This window comes from Georgenia sp. AZ-5, from assembly GCF_043952095.1.
GTDB lineage: Bacteria > Actinomycetota > Actinomycetes > Actinomycetales > Actinomycetaceae > Georgenia.
Genome location: NZ_JBINOU010000001.1, coordinates 1,961,193 through 1,986,021 on the forward strand (window position 1 = coordinate 1,961,193; position 24,829 = coordinate 1,986,021).

At 71.7% G+C, this 24,829-nt stretch carries 16 protein-coding genes and 1 tRNA gene; 11 read left to right on the forward strand and 6 right to left on the reverse strand.

Annotated features, from left to right (window positions below):
* Window positions 1–486 precede the first annotated feature (486 nt).
* From gltB to ACF0H8_RS09315, 6 genes are all read left to right on the forward strand, one after another.
* A complete protein-coding gene (gene gltB, locus ACF0H8_RS09290; protein WP_395288657.1) occupies window positions 487–5,058 on the forward strand; it encodes a glutamate synthase large subunit in 4,572 nt (1,523 codons plus the stop codon).
* Window positions 5,051–6,535: a glutamate synthase subunit beta gene (locus ACF0H8_RS09295; protein WP_395288658.1), complete on the forward strand. Its 1,485-nt coding sequence runs from the start codon at window positions 5,051–5,053 to the stop codon at window positions 6,533–6,535. Before gltB ends, ACF0H8_RS09295 begins: the two co-directional genes overlap by 8 nt.
* A gap of 126 nt (window positions 6,536–6,661) precedes the next feature.
* Window positions 6,662–8,086 (forward strand): pyruvate kinase, encoded by a 1,425-nt coding sequence (pyk, locus tag ACF0H8_RS09300; RefSeq protein WP_395288659.1) that lies wholly within the window; start codon window positions 6,662–6,664, stop codon window positions 8,084–8,086.
* 160 nt (window positions 8,087–8,246) lie between these two features.
* Window positions 8,247–8,331 (forward strand) — tRNA-Leu (locus tag ACF0H8_RS09305).
* A 239-nt stretch (window positions 8,332–8,570) separates the two neighbouring features.
* On the forward strand, window positions 8,571–9,191 hold the full coding sequence (locus ACF0H8_RS09310; protein WP_395290852.1) for an ANTAR domain-containing response regulator: 621 nt from the start codon (window positions 8,571–8,573) through the stop codon (window positions 9,189–9,191).
* Window positions 9,192–9,613: 422 nt separating this feature from the next.
* Complete coding sequence (locus ACF0H8_RS09315) at window positions 9,614–10,885, forward strand: ABC transporter substrate-binding protein (protein ID WP_395288660.1); 1,272 nt, start codon at window positions 9,614–9,616, stop codon at window positions 10,883–10,885.
* A 137-nt stretch (window positions 10,886–11,022) separates the two neighbouring features.
* Here ACF0H8_RS09315 and ACF0H8_RS09320 read toward each other — a convergent pair whose 3' ends face one another.
* The 6 genes from ACF0H8_RS09320 to ACF0H8_RS09345 all read right to left on the reverse strand — a co-directional run bounded on the left by ACF0H8_RS09320 (window position 11,023) and on the right by ACF0H8_RS09345 (window position 16,231).
* Window positions 11,023–11,844: an ABC transporter ATP-binding protein gene (locus tag ACF0H8_RS09320; protein ID WP_395288661.1), complete on the reverse strand. Its 822-nt coding sequence runs from the start codon at window positions 11,842–11,844 to the stop codon at window positions 11,023–11,025.
* 12 nt (window positions 11,845–11,856) lie between these two features.
* Window positions 11,857–12,738 carry an ABC transporter ATP-binding protein gene (locus ACF0H8_RS09325; protein WP_395288662.1) on the reverse strand — a complete coding sequence of 294 codons (882 nt, stop codon included), beginning with the start codon at window positions 12,736–12,738 and terminating at the stop codon, window positions 11,857–11,859.
* A complete protein-coding gene (locus tag ACF0H8_RS09330; protein WP_395288663.1) occupies window positions 12,728–13,714 on the reverse strand; it encodes a branched-chain amino acid ABC transporter permease in 987 nt (328 codons plus the stop codon). The genes ACF0H8_RS09325 and ACF0H8_RS09330 overlap by 11 nt, the downstream gene beginning before the upstream one ends.
* A 13-nt stretch (window positions 13,715–13,727) precedes the next feature.
* Window positions 13,728–15,173: a branched-chain amino acid ABC transporter permease gene (locus ACF0H8_RS09335; RefSeq protein ID WP_395288664.1), complete on the reverse strand. Its 1,446-nt coding sequence runs from the start codon at window positions 15,171–15,173 to the stop codon at window positions 13,728–13,730.
* Window positions 15,174–15,316: 143 nt separating this feature from the next.
* Window positions 15,317–15,733 carry a PaaI family thioesterase gene (locus tag ACF0H8_RS09340; RefSeq protein ID WP_395288665.1) on the reverse strand — a complete coding sequence of 139 codons (417 nt, stop codon included), beginning with the start codon at window positions 15,731–15,733 and terminating at the stop codon, window positions 15,317–15,319.
* 12 nt (window positions 15,734–15,745) lie between these two features.
* Window positions 15,746–16,231, reverse strand: coding sequence for a VOC family protein (locus tag ACF0H8_RS09345; RefSeq protein WP_395288666.1), 486 nt, complete (start codon window positions 16,229–16,231; stop codon window positions 15,746–15,748).
* Between the two features lie 190 nt (window positions 16,232–16,421).
* Here ACF0H8_RS09345 and polA point away from each other — a divergent pair, with 190 nt between their 5' ends.
* The 5 genes from polA to ACF0H8_RS09370 all read left to right on the forward strand — a co-directional run bounded on the left by polA (window position 16,422) and on the right by ACF0H8_RS09370 (window position 24,828).
* Complete coding sequence (gene polA / locus ACF0H8_RS09350) at window positions 16,422–19,094, forward strand: DNA polymerase I (RefSeq protein WP_395288667.1); 2,673 nt, start codon at window positions 16,422–16,424, stop codon at window positions 19,092–19,094.
* Between the two features lie 473 nt (window positions 19,095–19,567).
* Window positions 19,568–21,118: an ABC transporter substrate-binding protein gene (locus ACF0H8_RS09355; RefSeq protein ID WP_395288668.1), complete on the forward strand. Its 1,551-nt coding sequence runs from the start codon at window positions 19,568–19,570 to the stop codon at window positions 21,116–21,118.
* 76 nt (window positions 21,119–21,194) lie between these two features.
* Window positions 21,195–22,136, forward strand: a complete 942-nt coding sequence (locus tag ACF0H8_RS09360) for an ABC transporter permease (RefSeq protein ID WP_395288669.1) — start codon at window positions 21,195–21,197, stop codon at window positions 22,134–22,136.
* Window positions 22,133–23,950: a dipeptide/oligopeptide/nickel ABC transporter permease/ATP-binding protein gene (locus ACF0H8_RS09365; RefSeq protein ID WP_395288670.1), complete on the forward strand. Its 1,818-nt coding sequence runs from the start codon at window positions 22,133–22,135 to the stop codon at window positions 23,948–23,950. Before ACF0H8_RS09360 ends, ACF0H8_RS09365 begins: the two co-directional genes overlap by 4 nt.
* On the forward strand, window positions 23,947–24,828 hold the full coding sequence (locus ACF0H8_RS09370) for an ATP-binding cassette domain-containing protein (protein WP_395288671.1): 882 nt from the start codon (window positions 23,947–23,949) through the stop codon (window positions 24,826–24,828). The genes ACF0H8_RS09365 and ACF0H8_RS09370 overlap by 4 nt, the downstream gene beginning before the upstream one ends.
* The last annotated feature ends 1 nt before the right edge of the window (window position 24,829 follow it).

Here is a 24,829-nt window from a genome sequence, read left to right on the forward strand (position 1 = left end):
GCCGAGGTAGAACCTCGCAGACGGTCGCAGGGCTCTACCTCGAGCCGATCGTTCTACCTCGCGGCGCGTAGGAAGCGCTACCGGCCGGCCGCCCGCCAACAGCGGCCAGATCGGGTGGACCACGCTTCCGAGCCGAGCCGAGCCGGGCCGCGCGGAGCGGAGCGGAGCCGCGCGGAGCGGAGCGGAGCCGAGCGGAGCGGAGCGGAGTCGAGCGGAGTCGAGCGGAGCCGGGCCGAGCCGAAGCCTGCGCGGATGCGGGTCCGCCTGCCGGCGTCCTACTTGACAGCGGCACCGGCCAGCCTTTCCCTGGGAGCGGAGGGTTTCCGCCCGCCAGGCGCAAGTGTCAAGAATGTGGACACGTCGCGTTACCTGCCAGTCATCTGCGAGTAACATCTCGCCCCCAGGGACGACGACGACCCACCTGCATCACACTCTCGACGATGCGGGGAGTCCGTCAGGGCCTCCCGCGGTGAGGACGACACGCGGATGGAACCAGCTCAGGGTTCGCCGAGCCCGTTTTCCGCCCAGCCACGCCTGGGCCTGTACGACCCGGCCAACGAGCACGACGCCTGCGGCGTCGCCTTCGTGGCCACCCTGCGCGGCACCGCCGGGCGCGACATCGTCGACGCGGGCCTGACCGCGCTGCTCAACCTCGACCACCGCGGCGCGGTGGGCGCCGAGGAGGACACCGGCGACGGTGCCGGCATCCTCACTCAGGTTCCCGACGCGTTCCTGCGCGGCGTCGTCGACTTCGAGCTCCCGGCCGCCGGGTCGTACGCCGCCGGGCTGACCTTCCTGCCCGGCGCCTCCGAGCCGGACGAGGCCCGCGCGGAGGCCGTGGCGGGCATCGAGAGGATCGCCGCGGAGGAGGGCCTGCAGGTCCTGGGCTGGCGCGACGTGCCCGTGGACGCCTCCATGATCGGCCCGAGCGCCCTGGCCGCCATGCCGTCCTTCCGGCAGCTGTTCGTGGCCGACGGCGGCTCCGCCGGCCTGGCGCTGGACCGCCGCGCCTTCCGGGTGCGCAAGCGCGCCGAGCGGGAGCTGGGCCTGTACCTCGCCTCGCTGTCCGCGCGGACGATGGTCTACAAGGGCATGCTCACGACCGGCCAGCTGCGCCCGTTCTTCCCCGACCTCTCCGACGAGCGCTTCGCCAGCGAGATCGCCCTGGTGCACTCGCGCTTCTCCACCAACACGTTCCCGTCCTGGCCGCTGGCCCAGCCGTTCCGCCTCGTCGCCCACAACGGCGAGATCAACACCGTGCGCGGCAACCGCAACTGGATGGGCGCCCGCGAGGGCACGCTCGCCTCCGACGTGCTCGGCGACCTCGAGCCGCTGCTGCCCGTGTGCACCCCGGGCGCCTCCGACTCCGCCACCTTCGACGAGGTCCTCGAGCTGCTCCACCTCGGCGGGCGGTCGCTGCCGCACGCGGTGCTGATGATGATCCCCGAGGCGTGGCAGAACCACGACTCCATGGACCCCGACGTGCGCGCGTTCTACGAGTACAGCTCCGCCCTCATGGAGCCCTGGGACGGCCCGGCGGCCATGACGTTCACCGACGGCACGCTCATCGGCGCGGTCATGGACCGCAACGGGCTGCGCCCCGGCCGCTACTGGGTGACGGACGACGGCCTGGTGGTCATGGCGTCGGAGTCCGGCGTGCTCGACCTCGACCCCGCCAAGGTGGTCCGCAAGGGCCGGCTGGAGCCCGGCCGGATGTTCCTCGTGGACACCGGCTCCGGCCGCATCGTCGAGGACGAGGAGATCAAGCGGTCGCTCGCGGACCAGCACCCCTACCGCCGGTGGCTGGACGAGAACCTGCTGTTCTTCGACGACCTGCCCGACCGCGACCACGTGGACCACTCGCGGCTGTCGGTGGTCCGCCGCCAGCAGACCTTCGGCTACACCGAGGAGGAGCTGCGGCTCATCCTCGCCCCCATGGCCGCCACCGGTGCCGAGGCGATCGGCTCGATGGGCACCGACACCCCCGTGGCCGTCCTGTCCGCGCGCCCCCGGCTGCTCTTCGACTACTTCTCCCAGCTCTTCGCGCAGGTGACGAACCCGCCGCTGGACGCGATCCGGGAGGAGCTGGTCACCGCGCTGGGCGGCGCCATCGGTCCCGAGCCCAACCTGCTCGAGGACAGCCCCGAGCACGCCCGCAAGCTGGTCGTGCCCTTCCCGACGATGGACAACGACGAGCTCGCGAAGGTCAAGCACGTCGCCCGGACGCCGCGCAAGGGCCACAACTTCTCGGCCGTGGCCATCTCCGGCCTGTACCGGGTCTCCGGCGGCGGCGCGGCGCTGAAGGAGCGGCTGGACGAAATCTTCGCGGAGGTCGACGCCGCGATCGACCGGGGCGTCAGCTTCATCGTCCTGTCCGACCGCGACTCCACCGCCGAGCTGGCGCCCATCCCGTCGCTCCTGCTGACCTCGGCGGTGCACCACCACACCCTGCGCCGCCGCACGCGCACCAAGATCTCCCTGCTGGTCGAGGCCGGCGACGTGCGGGAGGTGCACCACGTCGCGCTGCTCATCGGCTACGGCGCGGCCGCGGTGAACCCCTACCTGGCCATGGAGAGCGTCGAGCACCTGGTGCGCTCGGGCATCGTCACGGGCGTGAGCCCGGAGGGCGCCGTCAAGAACGTCATCAAGGCCCTCGGCAAGGGCGTGCTGAAGGTGATGTCCAAGATGGGCATCTCCACCGTCGCCTCCTACCGCGGCGCGCAGGTCTTCGAGGCCATCGGCCTGTCCGAGGACCTGGTCGAGGAGTACTTCACCGGCACCCCCAGCCCGCTGGGAGGCGTCGGCCTGGACGTCATCGCCGCCGAGGTCGCCGCCCGGCACGCCACCGCCTACCCCCGCTCGGGCATCTCACCGGCCCACCGCACGCTGCGCATGGGCGGGGAGTACCAGTGGCGCCGCGAGGGTGAGCCGCACCTCTTCGACCCCGAGACGATCTTCCGGCTGCAGCACTCCACACGCACGCGCCGGATGGACATCTTCCGCAAGTACACCGAGGGCGTGAACAACCAGTCCCAGCGGCTGATGACGCTGCGCGGCCTGCTGCGGCTCAAGGAGGCGCCCACCCCGGTCCCGCTCGACGAGGTCGAGCCGGTCAGCGAGATCGTCAAGCGGTTCTCCACCGGCGCGATGAGCTACGGCTCCATCTCCGCCGAGGCGCACGAGACCCTCGCGATCGCCATGAACATCCTGGGCGGGAAGTCCAACACCGGCGAGGGCGGGGAGGACGCCGACCGCCTGCACGACCCGCGGCGCCGCTCGGCGATCAAGCAGGTCGCCTCCGGCCGGTTCGGCGTGACGGCCGACTACCTGACCAACGCCGACGACATCCAGATCAAGATCGCCCAGGGCGCCAAGCCCGGCGAGGGCGGCCAGCTGCCCGCCCACAAGGTCTACCCGTGGGTCGCCTCCACCCGGCACTCCACCCCCGGCGTGGGGCTGATCTCCCCGCCGCCGCACCACGACATCTACTCGATCGAGGACCTGGCGCAGCTGATCCACGACCTGAAGAACGCCAATCCCTCGGCGCGGATCCACACCAAGCTCGTCAGCGAGATCGGCGTGGGCACCGTGGCGGCCGGCGTGGCCAAGGCCCACTCCGACGTCGTGCTCATCTCCGGGCACGACGGCGGCACGGGCGCGGCCCCGCTGACCTCCCTGAAGCACGCCGGGGCGCCGTGGGAGATCGGGCTCGCGGAGACCCAGCAGACCCTGGTGCTCAACGACCTGCGCGACCGGATCGTCGTCCAGGCCGACGGGCAGATGAAGACCGGCCGCGACGTCATCGTGGCCGCGCTGCTGGGCGCCGAGGAGTTCGGCTTCTCCACCGCCCCGCTGGTGGTCGAGGGCTGCATCATGATGCGCGTGTGCCACCTGGACACCTGCCCGGTGGGCGTGGCGACGCAGAACCCCGAGCTGCGGGCCCGCTTCACCGGCAAGGCCGAGCACGTGGTGGCGTTCTTCGAGTTCATCGCCCAGGAGGTGCGCGAGCTGCTCGCCGCCCTGGGGCTGCGCTCGATCGACGAGGCCGTGGGCCGCGTGGACCTGCTCGACGCCGCGGAGGCGGTGGAGCACTGGAAGGCCTCCGGGCTGGACCTCACGCCGCTGCTCACCCCGGTGGAGCCCAAGGAGGGCTCCGCCCTGCGGCACGTGCGCGGCCAGGACCACGGGCTCGACAAGGCGCTCGACAACAGGCTCATCGAGCTGGCCCGGCCCGCGCTGGACCGCGGGGAGCGGGTCACCATCGACCTGCCGGTGCGCAACGTCAACCGCACCGTCGGGACCATGCTCGGCCACGAGGTCACCAAGCGGCACGGCGCCGAGGGCCTGCCGGACGGCACGATCGACGTCACCCTCCGCGGCTCGGCGGGCCAGTCCTTCGGCGCGGTGCTGCCGCGCGGGGTGACCCTCCGCCTGGTCGGCGACGCCAACGACTACGTGGGCAAGTCCCTCTCCGGCGGCCGGATCGTGGTGCGCCCGGACGAGCGGTCGCTGTTCCCGGCGGAGGACAACGTCATCGCCGGCAACGTCATCGCCTACGGTGCCACCTCGGGCGAGCTCTACCTGCGCGGCCGCGCGGGGGAGCGCTTCGCGGTGCGCAACTCCGGCGCGACGGCGGTGGTCGAGGGCGTGGGCGACCACGCCGCCGAGTACATGACCGGCGGCACGCTCCTCGTCCTCGGCCCCACCGGCCGCAACCTGGGCGCGGGCATGTCCGGCGGCACCGCCTACGTGCTCGACCTGGACACCGCGCAGGTCAACGCCCCGGCACTGGCCGGCGGCGACCTGATCCTGGGGCCGCCCGACCCCGAGGACCACGCGATCGTCGTCGACCTGCTGCGCCGGCACGCCGAGCTCACCGACTCCCCGGTGGCCGCGGCCCTGCTGGCCGACCTGGACACCCTCGACGCGCGCATCACCAAGGTGCTGCCGCGTCAGTACGCCGCCGTCTCCGCCACGCTCGTCAAGGCGGCGGAGGACGGCCTGGACCCGAGCTCGCCGGACGTGTGGGCGAACATCATGGAGGCAAGCCGTGGCTGACCCGCAGGGCTTTCTGAGGTATCGCGAGCGGGAGCTCCCGCGCCGCCGGCCCGTGCCGGTGCGGATCATGGACTTCCGCGAGGTGTACGAGCGCCGCGCGGAGGACGCCCCGGCGCTGGTGCGCCAGGCCACCCGGTGCATGGACTGCGGCGTGCCGTTCTGCCACAACGGCTGCCCGCTGGGCAACCTCATCCCGGAGTGGAACGACCTGACCCGCCAGGAGGACTGGGCTGGCGCCATCGAGCGGCTGCACGCCACGAACAATTTCCCGGAGTGGACCGGCCGGCTGTGCCCGGCCCCCTGCGAGACGGCGTGCGTGCTGGGCATCAACCAGCCGGCGGTGACGATCAAGAACATCGAGCAGTCCATCATCGACAACGCGTTCGACCGCGACCTGGTGGGCCCGCAGGTGCCCGAGCGGCTCACCGGCTTCACCGTCGCCGTGATCGGCTCCGGCCCCGCCGGGCTGGCCGCCGCCCAGCAGCTCACCCGCGCCGGGCACACCGTCGCGGTGTACGAGCGGGACGACAAGATCGGCGGCCTGCTCACCTACGGCATCCCCGACTTCAAGATGGAGAAGGAGCAGGTCACGCGCCGCCTCGCGCAGATGGAGGCCGAGGGCACCCGCTTCCGGCCCGGCGTGGACGTCGGCGGCACCGGCGAGGGCTCCCTCTCCGGCACCGACCTGCTCGAGCGCTACGACGCCGTGATCCTCGCGATGGGCTCGACCCTCCCGCGCGAGCTGGACGTGCCCGGCCGGGACCTCGGCGGCATCCACTACGCGATGGACTACCTGGTGCAGGCCAACCGGGTCGTCGACGGCCAGGAGGTACCCGGCCAGATCCTCGCCACCGGCAAGGACGTCGTCATCATCGGCGGCGGGGACACCGGCTCGGACTGCCTGGGCACCGCGACCCGCCAGGGGGCCCGCTCCGTCGTCCAGATCGACATCAACCCGGTGCCGGGGGAGGAGCGGCCGGAGAACCAGCCGTGGCCCACCTACCCCAAGGTGTTCCGCACCTCCACCTCGCACGAGGAGAACGGTGAGCGGGTCTACGCCAGCTCCACGGTCGAGCTGCTCTCCGACGGCTCCGCCGGCGAGGGGCAGGTCACCCACCTGCGGCTCGTGGACGTCGACCGCACCTCCGGCCGGACGGTCCCGATCGAGGGCACCGAGCGGATCATCCCGGCGCAGCTCGTGCTGCTGGCCCTCGGGTTCACCGGGGTGCCGGCGGGCGGGCTGGTCGAGCAGCTCGGGCTCGAGCTGGACGCGCGCGGGCGCATCGTGCGCGATGAGAGTTTCGCCACGTCGACCCCCGGGGTGTACGTCGCCGGGGACGCCGGCCGCGGCCAGTCGCTCATCGTCTGGGCCATCGCCGAGGGGCGCTCCGCGGCCTCCGCGGTGGACGCCTATCTGCGAGGCGAGACCGAGCTTCCCGCACCGATCCTGCCCTCCACGGTGTCCGTCTCCGCGTAGCCGGAGGCGCCCGCGACGACGGCCCGGCGGTCCCCTGCGGGGGGACCCGCCGGGCCGTCGTGCAACGGGTGGCACGGGGACCTTGGCCAAGGCAGCACCGGACGGTCAGGCCCTAGGCTGGGGCCCATGCGTAGAGCGAAGATCGTGTGCACCCTCGGCCCCGCCACAGAGTCCCCCGAGCGAGTCCAGGAGCTGGTCGACGCCGGCATGGACGTCGCCCGGATCAACCGTTCCCACGGCGCGGTCGAGGAGCACGAGGCGGTGTACCGGAACGTGCGCGCCGCCGCGCAGGCCTCCGGCCGCGCCGTCGCCGTCCTGGTGGACCTGCAGGGCCCGAAGATCCGCCTCGGCAACTTCGCCAACGGCAAGGAGCAGCTCAAGGAGGGCGACACCTTCACCATCACGACGGAGGACGTCGCCGGGACCAGGGAGCTCGCCTCCACCACCTACAAGGGGCTGACCGGCGACTGCCAGCCCGGTGACCGCATCCTCATCGACGACGGCAAGGTCGCCGTGCGCGTCCTGGAGGTCGACGGCCCGCGTGTCATCACCCGGGTCGAGGTGCCTGGCCCGGTGTCGAACCACAAGGGCCTGAACCTGCCCGGCGTCGCCGTCTCCGTGCCCGCCCTGTCCGAGAAGGACAAGGAGGACCTGCGCTGGGCCCTCAACGTCGGCGCCGACGTCATCGCCCTGTCCTTCGTGCGCTCGGCGTCCGACATCGAGGACGTCCACGCGATCATGGACGAGGTCGGCCGCCGCGTGCCGGTCATCGCCAAGGTCGAGAAGCCCCAGGCCGTGGAGAACCTCGTCGAGATCGTCGACGCCTTCGACGGCATCATGGTCGCCCGCGGCGACCTGGGGGTGGAGCTGCCGCTGGAGCAGGTCCCGCTGGTCCAGAAGCGCGCCATCGAGCTCGCCCGCCGCAACGCCAAGCCGGTCATCGTGGCCACGCAGATGCTCGAGTCCATGATCAGCAACCCCCGTCCGACCCGCGCCGAGGCCTCCGACGTCGCCAACGCCATCCTCGACGGCGCCGACGCGGTCATGCTCTCCGGCGAGACCTCCGTGGGTGACTTCCCGATCGAGACGGTGCGGACGATGGCCCGCATCGTGGAGAACACCGAGGAGAACGGCGGCGAGCGCATCGCCCCGCTCGGCTCCAGCCCGCACACCCGCGGCGGCGTGATCACCAAGGCGGCCTCCGAGATCGGCGAGATGCTCGAGGTCAAGTACCTCGTGACGTTCACCCAGTCCGGCGACTCGGCCCGCCGCATGTCCCGCCTGCGCTCGGCGATCCCGCTGCTCGCCTTCACGCCGGACACCAACGTGCGCAACCGCCTTGCGCTGAGCTGGGGCGTGCAGACCTACACGGTGCCCGAGGTGAGCCACACGGACGACATGGTCAACCAGGTGGACCAGATCCTGCAGACCACCGGTCTGGCGGACGAGGGCGACCGGGTGGTCATCGTCGCCGGCATGCCCCCGGGCAAGGTCGGCTCCACCAACTCCATCCGCGTGCACAAGATCGGCGAGACCTACACCAGGGCCTGATCCGCCACGCGCACGAGACGGCCGGCCCCGGAAGGGGGCCGGCCGTCGCCGTCCCCGCGGCGCACCGGACGGCGGGGCCCGTTCCGGACGCGCCGCGCGGCGAGGGCGGACGGTGGTCGGCGACCATCGCCGGCCGCGATAGCCTGATCCCCGCCCCAGAGCTCCTGTGGTGGAACTGGCAGACACACCGCACTCAAAATGCGGCGCCGAGAGGCGTGCGGGTTCGAGTCCCGCCGGGAGCACCATGCCGGTCCGGGCGGCCCGCCGGGCGGGCGGCCCGCCGCGCCGGGCGTGTCCGCCCCCGCCCCCCGCCCCCGGGGCGGCGGCCCGAGGTGCCCGGCGGCTCCGGCCGCGGCCGCGGGCCCCGTGTTGCGCTGATCACCCATGCCGCAGGCTGCTCGTGCCCTGGGCGCGCTATAGGCTTGCCGCCGTGACGACGAAGAAGCAGAACGATGCCGCGACCACCGACGCGACCGCGGAGGCCATCGAACTGCCCGGACCCGAGGCCGGCGTCTCCGAGGAGCCCACGGCCCGGCGCCGCATCGTGGTCGCCGAGGACGAGACGCTCATCCGTCTCGACATCGTCGAGAGCCTGACCGAGGCCGGGTTCGAGGTCGTCGGGGAGGCGGCGGACGGCGAGCAGGCCGTGCGCCTGGCCACCGAGCTCGAGCCGGACGTCGTCGTGATGGACGTGAAGATGCCGGTCATGGACGGCATCACGGCCGCCGAGCGCATCATCGGCAACCGCACCTGCGCCGTCGTCATGCTCACGGCCTTCTCCCAGAAGGAGCTCGTGGAGCGCGCGCGCGACGCCGGGGCGATGGCGTACGTCGTCAAGCCGTTCACCCCGGCCGACCTGCTGCCGGCGGTCGAGATCGCCATCTCCCGCCACCAGGAGATCACCTCCCTCGAGGCCGAGGTCGCGTCCCTGGCCGAGCAGTTCGAGACCCGCAAGCGGGTGGACCGGGCCAAGGGCCTGCTCATGACGAAGATGGGGCTGACCGAGCCGGAGGCGTTCCGGTGGATCCAGAAGACGTCCATGGACCGCCGGCTGACCATGCGCGAGGTCGCGGACGCCGTCATCGAGCAGGTCGGCTCGAAGTAGCGGGAGCTGGTCTCGGCGTCGCTCGGCGGGGCTGGGCTGGCGAGCGCGCCGGACGCGGGTCCGGCGCCGCCGCAGCCATGGCGGCACCCGAGAATCGCTGCCGGCGCGGGCCAGCGGTGACTTCTGACCGTCGTCCGCGCGAGCACCGCCTCGTCGGTTGATCCACGGCGGGCGCTGGCCATGTGTTGCCAGGCCGCCTGCTCCTTCCGGCTGCGGCAGGCGGTCTGACCTCGTCCCAAGGCCCCGCTACGGACTCGAACCAGCCGAACGTGACTCACGTCACAATCGTGACCTTTTTGTTACGCGCTGGGCGCGTAATCGCCGGGACATGGACACGTGTAGCCAATACGTTGGCGCGCAGGGACGGCGCACCCGGCCGATGATCCGGCGTGCCGCCGACCCGACCGGACGAAGGAGAAGGCATGATTCGCAGGAAGACAGCGCTCAGGCCGCTGGCTCTCGCCGCCGCGGCGGCCCTGATCCTTGGCGCGTGCGGGGCGGCGGAGGACGGCGGCGAGGGAGGCGGCGCGGCGGGTGCCGGCCAGGCGGGTGGCGAGGGGTTGCTGCTGGGCACCCTGCTGCCGCAGACCGGTTCGCTGTCCCAGCTCGGCCCGCCGGAGATCGCCGGCGTCGATCTGGCCGTGCAGGAGATCAACGAGGCCGGCGGCGTCCTCGGCTCGGACGTGAGGGTCTCGCACAAGGACTCCTCGGACGCGGACAACGCCCAGGTCGCCACCCAGTCCGTCACGGAGCTGCTCAGCGAGGGCGTGTCGGCCATCATCGGCGCGGCCTCGTCGCAGGTGACGCTGAACGTCATCGATGACGTGGTGGGGTCGGAGACCCTCATGGTCTCTCCCGCCAACACCTCGGCCACCCTGTCCGGCTACAGCCCCTTCTTCTTCCGCACCGCGCCGCCGGACACGGTCCAGGGCGACGTGCTGGGCAACCTGATCGTCAGTGACGGCAACGCGAACCTCGGCATCCTCGTGTTCAACGAGGACTACGGCACGGGCCTGCGGGACGTGGTCAAGAGCACGGTCGAGGAGGCCGGCGGCACGGTCACCTACGGCAACCCCGGCCAGGAGTTCGACCCCACCGAGCAGAACTTCTCCACCATCGTGGGCAACGCGCTCGCGACCCAGCCCGACGCGATCGCGATCATCGCCTTCACGACGCAGACGCCGCTGATCATCCAGGAGCTCGTCAACCAGGGCTTCGACATGTCGAAGGCATACTTCGTCGACGGCAACCTGCAGAACTTCGGCGATGACTTCGACCCCGGGACCCTCGAGGGCGCGCAGGGCACCCAGCCCGGTGTGTTCCCGAGCGAGGAGTTCCGCAACCGCCTCCGGGAGATCGATCCGGACCTGAAGGACTTCAACTACGCGGCGGAGTCCTACGACGCGACGATGCTCGTCGCGCTGGCTGCCGTCCGTGGCGGCGGCGTGGACGGGCCGACCATCCAGGAGAACCTGGCCGCGGTCTCCGGCGCCGAGGGCGGCACGAAGTGCACCGGGCTCGAGGAGTGCGCCCAGCTGCTGGGGGACGGCGAGCAGATCGACTACGAGGCGGTCTCCGGGATCGGACCGTTCAACGAGGACAACGACCCGTCGGCGGCCAACATCGGCATCTACCGCTTCGACGGCGAGAACAACAACTCGTTCCAGCGGGTCGAGTACGGCGAGGTCAAGTAGCGACCCACTCCGATGCCGTGACGCCGGACGGCCCGGCGGCTGTGAGCCCGCCGGGCCGCCCGCGACGGCGGTGCGGAGGCCTCCACCGGCCGTCGCGGTTGGTGGACGGCGCGGCGGTCCCGCCCGCGCGCGCCGCGTCAGGCCGGCGACGCCGGCGCGGAGCCGGCGCGGTCGGCGTCGGCCTTCTCGACGTCGGCCGCGAGCGTGCCGAGATAGAGCTGGACGACCTTGGGGTCGTCCATCAGGTCGCGGCCGCGCCCGGAGTACGCGTTGGCGCCCTGGTCCAGCACGTAGGCGCGGTGGCAGATCTGCAGGCAGCGGCGGGCGTTCTGCTCCACGATGACGATGGACACTCCGGACCTGTTGATCTTGCGGGTGCGGATGAACGTCTCGTCCTGCCGCACGGGGGACAGGCCCGCCGAGGGCTCGTCGAGCAGCAGCACCTCGGGGTCCATCATGAGCGCCCGGCCCATGGCGACCATCTGCCGCTCGCCCCCCGAGAGCGAGCCGGCCCGCTGCTTCCGGCGGTCGCCGAGGGTGGGAAAGATCTCCACGATCGCCTCGAACCGCTCCGCGAACCGCCTGGGGGACTGGAAAATCCCCATCTGCAGGTTCTCCTCGATCGTCAGGCTCGGGAAGACGTTGTTGTTCTGCGGCACGAAGCCGATGCCTCGCCGCACGAGGGAGTCCGCGCGGTGGTTCGTGATGTCCTCGCCGCCGAGCGTCACGGTGCCGGAGCGCACGGTGACGAGCCCGAACAGCGCCTTGAGCAGCGTGGACTTGCCCGCGCCGTTGGGCCCGATGATGCCGACCAGCTCGCCGGGGTGCAGCGCGAGGCTGCAGCCGCGCAGGATGTTCACGCCCGGCAGGTAGCCGGCGACGAGGTCGTCGGCGAGGAGCAGCGGCTCGCCGGCCGGGGCGCCCGCGTGCGGGTCGGTCTGGCTGACCGTGGTGCTCATCGGGGTGCCTCCTCAGTCTTCGAGCAGCGCGTCGGCGCCGAGGTCGGTGTCGTGGTGCGCGCCGAGGTAGGCGTCGACGACCGCCTGCTCGTGCATGACCGTGTGGGCGGGCCCCTCCGCGACGATGCGGCCCTCCGACATGACGACGACCCAGTCCGAGACGTGGCGGACCATGTGCATGTCGTGCTCGATGAACAGGACCGTCATGCCCTCGTCGCGAAGCTGCTTGATGTGACCGAGCAGGGACTGTTTCAGGGCGGGGTTCACGCCCGCCATGGGCTCGTCGAGCATGAGCATCCTGGGGTCGGTCATGAGGGCCCGCGCCATCTCGAGGAGCTTGCGCTGGCCGCCCGACAGACTGCCCGCGTAGTCGTCCTTCTTGGCGTCGAGCTTGAAGCGCTCGAGCAGGGTCATCGCCTTGTCGGTGATCTCCTGCTCGCGCCGCCGCCACAGCGCGGGCACCAGCGCGGTGGCGAACCGCTCGCCCTGCTGCCCGGTCGCGCCCAGCCGCATGTTCTCCAGGACGGTCATGCGGTTGAGGGCCTTGGTGAGCTGGAAGGTGCGGACCATGCCCGCGCGGGCGGCCCGGGCGGCGCTGAGCTTGTCGGCGGGCTGCCCGTCGAACGTCCAGCGCCCGGATTCGGCCTTGTCGAAGCCGGTGAGCAGGTTGAAGAGGGTGGTCTTGCCGGCACCGTTGGGCCCGATGAGGGCCGTGATGGCGTGGCGCGGGATCTCCAGGTGTGCGACGTCGACGGCCTTGATGCCGCCGAAGCTGCGGGTGACGTCGTCGGCCACGAGGATCGGGTCGGCCTTTGCCGCGCCGGGCAGGTGCTCGGCGTTCTCGAGGCGCGGGGCAGGCGCGACCCCCGCGGCGGGCGTGGTGTCAACGGGCATCGATCGCCAGCTCCTTCTTGTCGCCCATGATGCCTTGCGGCCGGAAGATGATGAGCAGCATTAGCGTCACGCCGACGACGATCCAGCCGAAGGCCTCGATCTCACCCACCGTCATGACTTCTGGCGGGACGGCCACCCGCATGACGGACTTGATGAGCATGAGGCTGGCCCAGAAGATCATCGAGCCGAGGATGGGCCCGAAGACCGTGGCGGCGCCGCCCAGCAGCAGGATGGTCCACACCCAGAAGGTGGTGGGCCGGCCCAGCGCGTCCGGCTGCACCGCGCGTGGCAGCACGAACAGGATCCCGGCCAGCGCGCCCAGCACGCCGCCGAGCACGAGGGCCTGCATCTTGTAGGAGAAGACGTTCTTGCCCAGCGCGCGTACCGCGTCCTCGTCCTCGCGGATGCCCTTGAGCACCCGGCCCCAGGGGCTCTTCATGAGCCGCCACACCAGCAGGCAGGCCAGCGCGACCAGCGCCCAGGCGACGAGGCGCAACCACCAGCTGTTGGAGGTGTTGAGGGCGTAGGTGAAGGGCCCGAGGGTGAAGTTGCCGTCGGGGAAGGGGGAGGCGCCGGAGAAGGTGTGCTTGAAGGAGTTGCCGAGCAGGCCGTTGGAGGCGCCGGTCAGGTCCGTGAGCGCCGTTGACCGCCCCACCAGGCGCACGATCTCCGCGGCCGCGATGGTCACGATGGCCAGGTAGTCCCCGCGCAGCTTGAGCGTGGGGACGCCAAGGATGACGGCGAAGACGACGGCGCAGGCGATCGCCACGGCGACCGCGGCCCACAGGGGCCAGCCCGCGATGGTGGAGATCGCGAAGCCGTAGGCGCCCAGCAGCATGAACCCCGCCTGGCCCATGTTGAGCAGCCCGGTCAGGCCGAAGTGCACGTTCAGGCCGATGGCGGCCAGCGCGAACGCGGCGGTCGTGGGCGCGAAGAGCTCCCCGGCGACGTTCGTGAGCAGGTTCGACAAGTCCATGTGAGCCCTTCCGCTAACCCACGCGCTCGGCCCGGCCGAGGATGCCCTGCGGCCGCAGCAGCAGCACGAGGATGAGGATCACCAGCGCCGCGGCGTACCGCATGTCGCTCGGGATGAACAGCGTCGACAGCTCGACGACGAGGCCGATGACGAGGGAGCCGACCAGCGCGCCGAACGCGGTGCCCAGGCCACCGAGCGTCACGGCGGCGAACATCAGCAGGAGCAGGGCGGTGCCCATGTTCCAGCGGGTGGCGCTCAGGTACAGGCCGAGCAGCACCCCGCCCAGCGCGGCCAGGCCGGTCCCGGCCGTCCACACCAGCCGGATGATCCGGTCCACGCCGATGCCCGACGCGGCGGCGAGCGCGGCGTTGTCCGACACCGCCCGGGTGGCCCGGCCCACCCGGGTGCCGGTGAGGAAGTACGCGACGCCGATCAGCACGAGGCTCGCGATGACCACCGAGACGGCGGACTGCAGCGTCAGCCGGACCGGTCCCAGCTCGACGATCTGCGGGTTGGAGGTGACGATGCGGAGCACGCCGCCGCCGGCGAAGAGGTTGAAGGCGTACTGCAGCGCCAGGGCGAGGCCGATGGTGACGATGATCTGCTGGGTCAGGCCGATCCCCCGCCGGCGCAGCGGCCCCCAGATCGCGCGGTCCTGCAGGTAGCCCGAGACGAGGCCGGCGACGACGGCGAGGCCCCCCGCGACGGGCAGCGACAGTCCCATGGGCTGGGCGAAGAGGTATGCCAGCAGCGCGCCCAGGGTCACCTGCTCGCCGTGGGCGAAGTTGCTCAGCCCGGTGGTGCCGTAGATGAGGGACAGGCCGACGGACGCGAGCGCCAGCAACAGCCCGAAAATCAGGCCGCTGACGACGAGCTGGGCCACGCGCTCGCCGGTGGACGCGCCGGCCGCGGCGGCGCTCTCGGCGGACACCACCGCCTCCCCGCCACCCGCCTCCGGCTCCGCACCGCCGGCGTCCGCGCCGGTGCCCTCCCCCGCGGGGGTGGTGCCGGCCGGCGACGGCGCCGCCCCCGTCGGCGCCCCCAGCGGGAACAGGGCGCCCGCGCTGCTGCCCAGCTCCACCGTCACGGTGCGCGGGTTGTTGGCCGGGTCCCGGAGCCTCTCCCCGGCGGGCAGGGTCGCCTCGTCCAGGGTCACGGTGTACTCCCCGGCGGCGGTCATTGCGGCGGCCCACCGTCCGGCGTCGTCGGTCGTCGCCCGCACCGTGCCGCCCGGACCCTCCACCGTCAGGACCACGCCGACGGCGGGCTGCCCGGCGGCGGTCCGAATCGTGCCGCCCAGGCACGCCGTGGCCTCACCTGGCGTGCAGGCCCCCTGGGCTGCCGCCCCGGCCGGGCCGGCAGCCCAGGGCGCGAGGACGAGGAGCGCGGCGGCGAGCGCCGCCACGAGGACCGCTGTCGCGCCGCGCCGGGCGCGGGCGGGGGTGGCACCGGATGTCACCGGGAGCCTCCGTCCTTTCGGCTGCTCGTCGCACCCGCGGCCTCACGGGGCGCCGGAGTGGTCCTGAGCCTAGAGGACGAAAGGTTGCCAGAGTGTGACCGTCGCCACACCTTTACGGCTTCGTTATCGGGGCGTGACCCTCGTCAGCCCGTGCGCGCCTCGAGCAGCATGCAGGTCAGGCGCGCCGTGCAGACGCGTCGCCCGTCGTCGTCGACGATGACGATCTCGTAGCTCGCCGTGCGGCGGCCCTCGTGCAGCGCCGTCGCCGTCGCGGTGACCCACCCGGCGGTCGCGCTGCGGTGGTGCGTGGCGTTGAGCTCCGTGCCCAGGGGCACGCGGTCCGGGCCGGCGTGGATGGTCGCGGCCATGGAGCCGGCGGTCTCGGCGAGCGCGGCGGACGCGCCGCCGTGCAGCAGCCCGAACGGCTGGGTGTTGCCGGCAACGGGCATGCGGGCGACCACCCTGCCGGGCACCGTCTCGACCAGCTCGATGCCCAGGCGCTCGGCGAGGGTGCCGTGCAGGGCGCCCTGGAGGGTGTGGAGGAGGTCCGTGTCGATCATGTGCCTAGCATCTCAGGCCTGGGCCGGGTCTCCCGGTCCCGGGTCGGTGCCGGACCCCTCGCGCCGGCGGCGCTCCGCGGTAGTCTCCAGCTCCTGGAAGACCGTCACGGTCAGGCCGGCCGGCCCGGCCACGCGCGCGTTCAGCGACCGCCACGGCGTCGGCGTGGGCGGGGCGATCCCGGCGGCGCCCGCGCGCAGCAGGTCGGCCGTCACCGTCGCGGCGTCGTCCACCTCGAGGGCGAGCCGGATGGCCGGGCCCTCGCCAGACCCGGTCTCGAGCTGGTCCACCACGCGGCGGTGCAGCGGGTTCGCCAGCTCCAGCGTGGCGCGGCCGGCGTCCAGGATCGCGACGCGCTCGTCGTCGTCGCCGCGGTAGGCGAGCTCCTCGGGCATGCCCAGCACGTCCCGGAAGAACGTCAGTGCCGCGTCGTAGTCCTCGGCCTCGACGACGAGCCGGAGCTGCCGGACCCGTGGGCCCTGTGATCCCTGCGGCGACATGGGGTTCCTCCCCGGAGCTGGACCGGTCACGGCGCGCCCGTCGAGCGTGGACGGACGCCGGCGACGTCGCTCTCGCGACGGGCGACGTCGGCGACGTCGATGATGCCCGCTACGGGGCGTGCGGGCGAGGCCGCACGCCGCCGGCTCCGCCGTCTTCGCCGTTGTGGGCGGGGCAACTTAGGGTGTCCCCGTGACCCAGCCCCCGCGTCTCCTCCTGATCGACGGCCACTCGATGGCCTTCCGCGCCTTCTACGCCCTGCCCGTGGAGAACTTCTCCACCAGGACCGGTCAGGTCACGAACGCGGTGTACGGGTTCCTCTCCATGCTCATCAAGCTCCTCGCCGAGGAGCAGCCGACCCACCTCGCGGTGGCCTTCGACGTCTCCGACCAGACCTTCCGCACCGAGGAGTACGCGGAGTACAAGGGCACCCGCGACGCCACGCCGCAGCCGTTCAAGGGCCAGGTGCCGCTGATCCAGGAGATCCTGCACGCTATGAACGTGCCGGTCCTGGAGAAGGAGAACTACGAGGCCGACGACATCCTCGCCACGCTGTCCACCCAGGCGTCGTCCGCCGGGCTGGAGGTGCTCATCTGCTCCGGCGACCGTGACACGTTCCAGCTCGTCGACGAGCAGGTGACCGTGCTGTACCCGATCCGGGGCGTCTCGACGCTGACCCGCATGACCCCCGAGGCGGTGCTGGAGAAGTACGGCGTCGGCCCGGCGCGGTACCCCGACCTCGCGGCGCTGGTGGGGGAGACCAGCGACAACCTGCCCGGCGTGCCCGGGGTGGGGCCGAAGACCGCGGCGAAGTGGGTCAACCAGTACGACGGCCTGGACAACGTCGTCGCGAACGCCGACCTGATCGGTGGCAAGGCCGGCCAGAGCCTGCGCGACAACCTCGACCAGGTGCTCCGCAACCGGCGGCTGAACCGCCTGCTGACCGATCTCGAGCTCTCCGTGGGCGTGGACGACCTCGCCCGCCGCCCGCTGGACCGCGAGGAGATCCACCGGGTCTTCGACGCGCTCGAGTTCGACACCCTCCGCCAGCGGCTCTTCGAGACCCTGCCCGAGGAGGCCCCGGCGCCCGAGGAGGGCATCGAGGTCGAGGTGGTGGACGTCGCCGGGCTCGGCGGCGGCCTGCTGGCCTGGCTCGACGCCCGGCGCGGCCGGCTCCTCGGGGTGGACGTGACCGGCACGGCCGTGCAGGGCACCGGCGACGCGTGGGCGCTCGCGGTCGCGGACGACGAGGGGCACGCGGTGTCCATGGACCTGACCGCGCTCGGCGAGGAGGACGAGTCGGCCCTCGCCGCCTGGCTCGCCGACCCGGACGCCGCCAAGGCGCTGCACGAGGCGAAGAACGCCTGGCACGCCCTGGACGGGCGGGGCCTGCGGCTGGAGGGGGTCACCTTCGACACGGCGCTCGCCGCCTACCTGTGCTACCCGGACCAGCGCCGGTACGCCCTGCCGGACCTCAGCGTGCGCCACCTCAAGCGCGAGCTGCGCGACGACGACGAGAGCGACGGGCAGGGCGTGCTCAGCCTCGAGGGCGAGAGCGCCGACACCCGCGGCGGCGTCCGTGCCAGCGCGGTGGTGGAGCTGGCCGGCGTGCTCCAGGCCGAGCTGGCCGACCGCGGCGCGGGCGAGCTCTTGGGCGGGCTGGAGCTGCCGGTCCAGCGCGTGCTGGAGCGGATGGAGAAGGCCGGCATCGCGGCCGACGTGGCGAACCTGCGCGAGCTGCAGGCGGGCTTCGACCACGCCGTCGAGCGGGCGGCGTCGCTGGCCTTCGAGGCCATCGGGCACGAGGTGAACCTCTCGAGCCCCAAGCAGCTGCAGGAGGTGCTGTTCAGCGAGCTGGACATGCCCAGGACCAAGAAGACCAAGACGGGCTACACCACCGACGCCGACGCCCTGGCGGACCTGTACGCCAAGACGGAGCACCCGTTCCTCCAGCACCTGCTGGAGCACCGCGACCAGATCCGGCTGCGCCAGACCGCCGAGGGCCTGCTGCGCGCGGTCTCCGCCGACGGGCGCATCCACACCACGTTCCACCAGACCATCGCCGCGACCGGCCGGCTGAGCTCGACCGACCCGAACCTGCAGAACATCCCGGTGCGCACCGAGGACGGCCTGCGCGTGCGCGAGGGGTTCGTCGTGGGGGAGGGCTACGAGTGCCTGCTCACGGCCGACTACTCGCAGATCGAGATGCGGATCATGGCGCACCTGTCGGACGACGCCGGGCTCATCGAGGCCTTCCGCTCCGGGGAGGACCTGCACTCCTTCGTCGCGTCCCGGGTGTTCGACGTGCCCACCGACCAGGTCACCCCGGCCCAGCGCAGCAAGATCAAGGCGATGAGCTACGGCCTCGCGTACGGGCTGAGCGCCTTCGGCCTGTCCCGCCAGCTCAAGATCGACGTCTCCGAGGCCAAGGCGCTGATGGAGGGCTACTTCCAGCGGTTCGGTGGCGTCCGCGACTACCTCCACGGCGTCGTCGACGAGGCCCGCCGGACCGGCTACACCCAGACGATCATGGGCCGGCGGCGGTACCTGCCGGACCTCACGAGCGACAACCGGCAGCGCCGCGACATGGCCGAGCGGATGGCGCTCAACGCGCCGATCCAGGGCTCCGCGGCGGACATCATCAAGGTGGCCATGGTCGACACCGCCAACGCGCTGGACGACGCCGGCCTGCGCTCGCGGATCCTGCTGCAGGTGCACGACGAGCTCGTCCTCGAGGTGGCGCCCGGCGAGCGGGAGCGGGTCGAGGCGCTCGTGCGCGAGCGGATGGGCGGTGCGGCGGACCTGAAGGTGCCGCTGGACGTCTCGGTCGGCACGGGCCGCTCCTGGCGCGACGCCGCCCACTAGCGATCCTTGGTCACCAGCCGAATCCGGCTGGAGACCAGGGATGGGTCGCCCGGCGGGCTGGCCGAGGGCAGCTGGCTGGATCGACGCCGTCGGCGCGGACGGGGTCGAGTACAGCGCGCGAGCTGGCTCGGCGTGCGCGGCCCGACGACGGGCTCGACCGGGTGGGACCGCTCGAACCGGGGGAGACGGCGACCGTCGCCCCTGTGCCACGCCGTGCCGGCCGCGCCGTTGACGGCGGCCGCCTGTGGCGTCCGGGCCTTGGGGAGGGCGCGTGGACCGCGTTCCGGTCACAATCGCATAACGGCAGGTCACGGCCCCGGCCCAGACACCAATAAATCGGGCGTGCACCAGATGCAACTTTTGGCAACCGGTTGTCCCCCCGCTCGGGCCCTGGCGTACTGGTCCACACGTGCGAGCCAACGGAGTACTCGCACGATCCGGCCGTCCCCGCGGCCTCAAGCGAAGGATTGACGATGAAGTCACGCACTCTGGTAGCGGCCGTCGCCACAGGTGCTCTCCTCCTCACCGCCTGCCAGTCCGGGGGGGCCGACCCCGAGGAGAGCTCTGACACGCCCGGCCTTCAGCAAGGCGCCAAGGGCGACACGCTGCGCCTCGGGATCGTCCAGGAGCCGCTCTCGTGGGACCCCGCGCAGGCGCACGTCGGCCACACCCTCCAGCCGTACCAGCTGGCGTACGACACGCTGCTGCTGCGTGAGCCGGACGGGACGCTCTCCCCGATGCTCGCCACGACGTGGGAGTACACGAACGAGGACAACACGGTGCTGAGCCTTGAGCTGAACACCGACGTCACGTTCTCGGACGGCGAGGCCTTCAACGCGGAGGCCGTGAAGGCGAACATCGAGCACTTCAAGGCGGACAACGGCCGGCAGGCGTCCCAGGCCGCTGCGATCGAGTCCGTGACCGCGGTCGACGAGGACACGGTCGAGATCAACCTCTCGCGTCCGGACCCCGCGCTCGAGTACTACCTCAGCCAGGCGCTCGGCCTGATGGGTTCGCCTGCCGCCATCGGCACGGACGAGGTCGACCGGGTGCCGGTCGGGACCGGCCCGTACGAGATGGTCCCGGACGAGTCGGTCGTCGGCTCCCAGTACGTCTTCACCGCGAAGGACGGCTACTGGAACGAGGACCTGCAGGACTGGAACCGCATCGAGCTCCGTTTCCTGGCGGATGTCACCGCCCGGGTGAACGCCATCGTCTCGGGTGAGATCGACGCGGTGCTCCTGGACGGCCCGACGATGGAGCAGGCGCAGGGCGCGGGGCTGGAGCGCCTCGACTACACGACGGACTGGATGGGCGTGCTGCTGCTCGACCGTGCCGGCCAGGTGAACGAGGCTCTCGGCGACGTGCGGGTGCGCCAGGCGATCAACTACGCCTTCGATCGCGAGGCCCTCCTGCAGGAGCTGCTGCAGGGCAACGGCGAGATCACGAGCCAGGTGTTCGGTCCGGAGACGGCCGGGTACGACCCCGAGCTCGACACGTACTACACGTACGACCCGGAGCGGGCCAAGGCGCTCCTGGCCGAGGCGGGCTACGAGGACGGCCTCACCATCGAGATGCCGGTCCTCACGCCGGGCGCGGAGACGATCATGACCTTCGTCCAGCAGCAGCTCGCCGACGTCGGCATCACGGTCACGCTGACCTCGGTCCCCGGCGCCGACTTCCAGGGCGAGCTCGGCCAGGGCAAGTTCGCGGCCGCGTGGTTCAGCCTCTTCCAGGGCCCGGACTGGGTCGCCGTGTCGCAGATGATCCTCCCGGACGTGCTGTACAACCCGTTCGACTCCAGCACCCCGGAGGTGCAGGGCTGGATCGAGGCGATCCGTGCCGGTGGCGACGACGGCGACGCCGCCGCGAAGGGGCTCAACCGGTTCCTCGTCGAGGAGGCGTGGTTCGCGCCGTGGTTCCGCCCGAGCCAGATCTACTTCTACAACCCGGACGTCGTGCAGCCGGAGCCGCAGGTCCAGATGGCCGTTCCGTCCATCTACAACTACCACCCGGTCGGCTGAGCGCGATCGTGTCGTGAGCCGGGGGCGGGTCTTGTCCCGCCCCCGGCGCCGCCTCCCCACCCGTAGGAGCTGTTTCATGCTCATGCACATCGCTCGGCGACTCGTCTCGGGGGTCGTCGTCCTGATCGTCGTGGCCTCGCTGGCCTTCGTCCTGCTCTTCATCGGCTCGAGCAACATCGCCCGCAACATCCTGGGCGACCAGGCGACCGAGGAGGCCGTGGCGCTCAAGGCCGCCGAGCTCGGCCTCGACCAGCCGATCCTCAGCCGGCTGGGCGACTGGATGCTCAACGCGGTCCAGGGCGAGCTCGGGCGCTCGTGGTTCAGCAACCAGGACGTGTTCGAGGCGATCCTCAGCCGCCTCCCCATCACGCTCGTCATGGTCTTCGCGTCAATCACGCTCATCGCCGTCGCCGCGACGGTGCTCGGTATGGTCGCCGCGGTGCGGCGCGGCTGGGTCGACCGTGTCGTCCAGGTCGGCGCCGTCCTCGGCAGCTCGCTGCCGGGCTTCATCATCGGCGTCTTCCTCGTGACGATCTTCGCGGTCCAGCTCGGCTGGTTCGACGCCGTCTCGCGCATCCGGCCCGGGGCGGGGGCCTGGGTGTGGGTGAGCTCCCTCACCCTCCCGGTCGTCGCGCTGCTCATCAACGGCGTAGCCGGCACCGCGCAGCAGATCCGTAGCGCGTTCATCAAGCAGCTCGAGCAGGACTACGTCCGCACGCTGCGCAGCCGGGGGATCCCCGAGCGGGAGATCCTCTTCAAGCACGTGCTGCGCTCCGCTGCTCCCGCGGGCCTTACGGTCCTGAGCCTGCAGTTCATCGGGCTGCTCGGTGGTGTCGTGATCATCGAGAGCATCTTCGCGATCCCCGGCATGGGCAAGCTCGCGGTCGACGCGACCACGCAGTCCGACCTGCCGCTCGTCATGGGGGTCGTCATCTACACGGTGATCATCGTGATCATCGTGAACCTGCTCGTCGACATCCTGAACGGATGGCTCAACCCGAAGGTGCGTGTCTCATGACGGAGGTCACCGCGTCCGTGGGGCAGGCCCCGCCGGCAGCCGCCGTGCTGCGGTCCTCGCCCTGGCGCCGTCTTCTCAAGAACCCCATGGGCCTGACGGCGATCGTCATCCTCGCCGGCACGGTCCTGGCAGCGGTCCTCGCCCCGCTGCTCGCCCCGCACGACCCTACGTTCGCGAACCTCTCGACCGTCCTGCTGACGCCCGGCGGGGACTACCCGCTCGGGACGGACAGCGCCGGCCGGGACATCCTGTCCCGCCTGCTGTTCGGTGCCCGCGTCACGCTGGTCTCCGCCGCCATCTGTGCGGCGGTGGCGATTGCGATCGGCCTGCCGTCCGGCCTGGTCGCCGGCTACTACGGCGGCAAGTTCGACGGTCTGGCGAGCTGGGCGACGAACGTCCTGCTGGCTCTCCCGGGCTTCATCGTCCTGCTGGCCGTGCGCGCGGCCGTCGGGCCCTCGACGTGGATCGCGATGATCGTCTTCGGACTGCTCGTGAGCCCGGGGTACTTCCGGCTCACTCGCACCGCCGTCCAGTCGGTCCGCAACGAGCTGTACGTCGACGCGGCGCGCGTGTCGGGCCTCTCCGACGCGCGCATCATCGGCCGGCACGTGCTCACCGTGGTCCGGGCGCCGATCATCATCCAGACCGCCGGCGTCTGCGGCGTCGCGATCGCCATCCAGTCCGCCCTCGAGTTCCTCGGCCTCGGTGACCCGACCGTCCCGACCTGGGGCGTCATGGTGAGCGACGGCTTCCGGTCGATCTACCGCGAGCCGCTGAACCTTCTGTGGCCCACGCTGGCGATCTCGATCGTCATCGGCGGCTTCGTCCTCCTCGGCAACGCCCTGCGCGACTCGCTCGAGGACCTCGAGGTCATCAAGGAGAAGAAGCCGGCGAAGGCGGCCCCCTCGGTCCAGCTGTCACACCGCGCCGAGGTCGAGGCCGCCGAGGCCGCGGCCCAGCCGCACCTGCTCTCCGTGAAGGACCTGCGGATCGCGTACCCGCAGGCGGGGGGCGTGCGCAAGACGGTCGTGGACGGCGTGAGCTTCCACGTGGACCGCAACGAGGTCGTCGGCCTCGTTGGCGAGTCGGGCTCGGGCAAGACGCAGACCGCGTTCGCGATCCTCGGGCTTCTGCCCGCCAACGCGATCGTCGCGAGCGGCTCCATCGTGTTCGACGGCGTCCAGACCGTCCGCACCGGCGAGGGGAAGATCGACCAGGAGGTGCTGACCCAGCTGCGCGGGAAGCGGATCTCGTACATCCCCCAGGAGCCGATGAGCAACCTGGACCCCGCCTTCACGGTCGGCGCCCAGCTGGTCCGGCCGATGGTCAAGGTGCTGGGCATCTCCAAGGAGGAGGCACGCAAGCGGGCGTACGACCTGCTCGCGAGCGTCGGCATCCCGGACCCGAACCGCACCCTCGCGGCCTACCCCCACGAGATCTCGGGCGGTATGGCGCAGCGCGTGCTCATCGCGGGCGCGATCTCCTGCGAGCCGGACCTGATCATCGCCGACGAGCCGACCACGGCCCTCGACGTGACCGTCCAGGCGGAGGTGCTCGACGTCCTCCGCAACCTGCAGGCCCGGCTCGGCATGGGCATCATCGTCGTGACGCACAACTTCGGCGTCGTGGCCGACATCTGCGACCGGGTGCTCGTCATGCAGGCCGGCAAGATCGTCGAGGCCGGCGACGTCCGGGAGATCCTCCGGACGCCCGAGCACCCGTACACCTGGATGCTGCTGTCCTCCATGCTGGAAGGGAAGGAACCCATGACCCGGCTCCTCACGGACGACGACACCGCGGCGGTAGCACCGTGACCGCGGGGTACGCGCCGGTCCCGACGACGACCCGCCGCAAGGACCTCCTCACGGTCGAGGACCTGGTCGTCGAGTATCCGGGCAAGGGCCTGTTCGCCAAGCCGTTCCGCGTCCTCCACGGCGTCTCCGTGGAGATCGCCGAGGGCGAGACGCTCGGCCTCGTGGGTGAGTCCGGCTCCGGCAAGACGACCCTGGGGCGCGCGGTCCTGGGCCTGGCGCCCGTGACCGGCGGCACGATCACCTTCCAGGGCAAGGACATCAGCCACGCGTCGCGCAAGCAGCGTCGTGAGCTGAGCCAGGACCTGCAGGTGGTCTTCCAGGACCCGTACACGTCGCTCAACCCGTCCATGACGGTGGGGGACATCCTGGCGGAGCCGCTCGGCATCCAGGGGATCTCCGGCCAGCAGGCGCGTCGGCGCGTGCAGGAGCTCCTCGACCGCGTAGGCATGCCGCTGGACGCCATGGGCCGCCTGCCGCGTGAGTTCTCGGGTGGTCAGCGTCAGCGCATCGCCATCGCGCGGGCGCTCGCGCTCAAGCCGCGGCTCATCGTCTGCGACGAGCCGGTCAGCGCGCTCGACCTCTCGACGCAGGCCCGCGTGCTCGACCTGCTCCTGGAGATCCAGGCGCAGACGGGTGTCTCGTACCTGTTCGTGTCGCACGACCTCGACGTCGTCCGCCACGTCAGCCACCGCGTCGCGGTGATGTACGAGGGCCAGCTCGTCGAGCAGGGCGACGCACGCCAGGTCACCCAGGAGCCGAGGCACCCGTACACGCAGCGTCTGCTGCTGGCCTCCCCGGTGCCCGACCCGGACCGCCAGGCGGCGCGCCGGGAGGCGCGCCGTGAGCTCGCGGAGCAGCACGCGACCGTCACCGCCTGAC

Coding starts and splice junctions, on each gene's coding strand:
- gltB (WP_395288657.1), top strand. CDS start 487: ATGGAACCAGCTCAGGGTTCGCCGAGCCCGTTTTCCGCCCAGCCACGC.
- pyk (WP_395288659.1), top strand. CDS start 6,662: ATGCGTAGAGCGAAGATCGTGTGCACCCTCGGCCCCGCCACAGAGTCC.
- ACF0H8_RS09315 (WP_395288660.1), top strand. CDS start 9,614: ATGATTCGCAGGAAGACAGCGCTCAGGCCGCTGGCTCTCGCCGCCGCG.
- ACF0H8_RS09320 (WP_395288661.1), bottom strand. CDS start 11,844: ATGAGCACCACGGTCAGCCAGACCGACCCGCACGCGGGCGCCCCGGCC.
- ACF0H8_RS09325 (WP_395288662.1), bottom strand. CDS start 12,738: ATGCCCGTTGACACCACGCCCGCCGCGGGGGTCGCGCCTGCCCCGCGC.
- ACF0H8_RS09330 (WP_395288663.1), bottom strand. CDS start 13,714: ATGGACTTGTCGAACCTGCTCACGAACGTCGCCGGGGAGCTCTTCGCG.
- ACF0H8_RS09340 (WP_395288665.1), bottom strand. CDS start 15,733: ATGATCGACACGGACCTCCTCCACACCCTCCAGGGCGCCCTGCACGGC.
- ACF0H8_RS09345 (WP_395288666.1), bottom strand. CDS start 16,231: ATGTCGCCGCAGGGATCACAGGGCCCACGGGTCCGGCAGCTCCGGCTC.
- ACF0H8_RS09355 (WP_395288668.1), top strand. CDS start 19,568: ATGAAGTCACGCACTCTGGTAGCGGCCGTCGCCACAGGTGCTCTCCTC.
- ACF0H8_RS09360 (WP_395288669.1), top strand. CDS start 21,195: ATGCTCATGCACATCGCTCGGCGACTCGTCTCGGGGGTCGTCGTCCTG.
- ACF0H8_RS09365 (WP_395288670.1), top strand. CDS start 22,133: ATGACGGAGGTCACCGCGTCCGTGGGGCAGGCCCCGCCGGCAGCCGCC.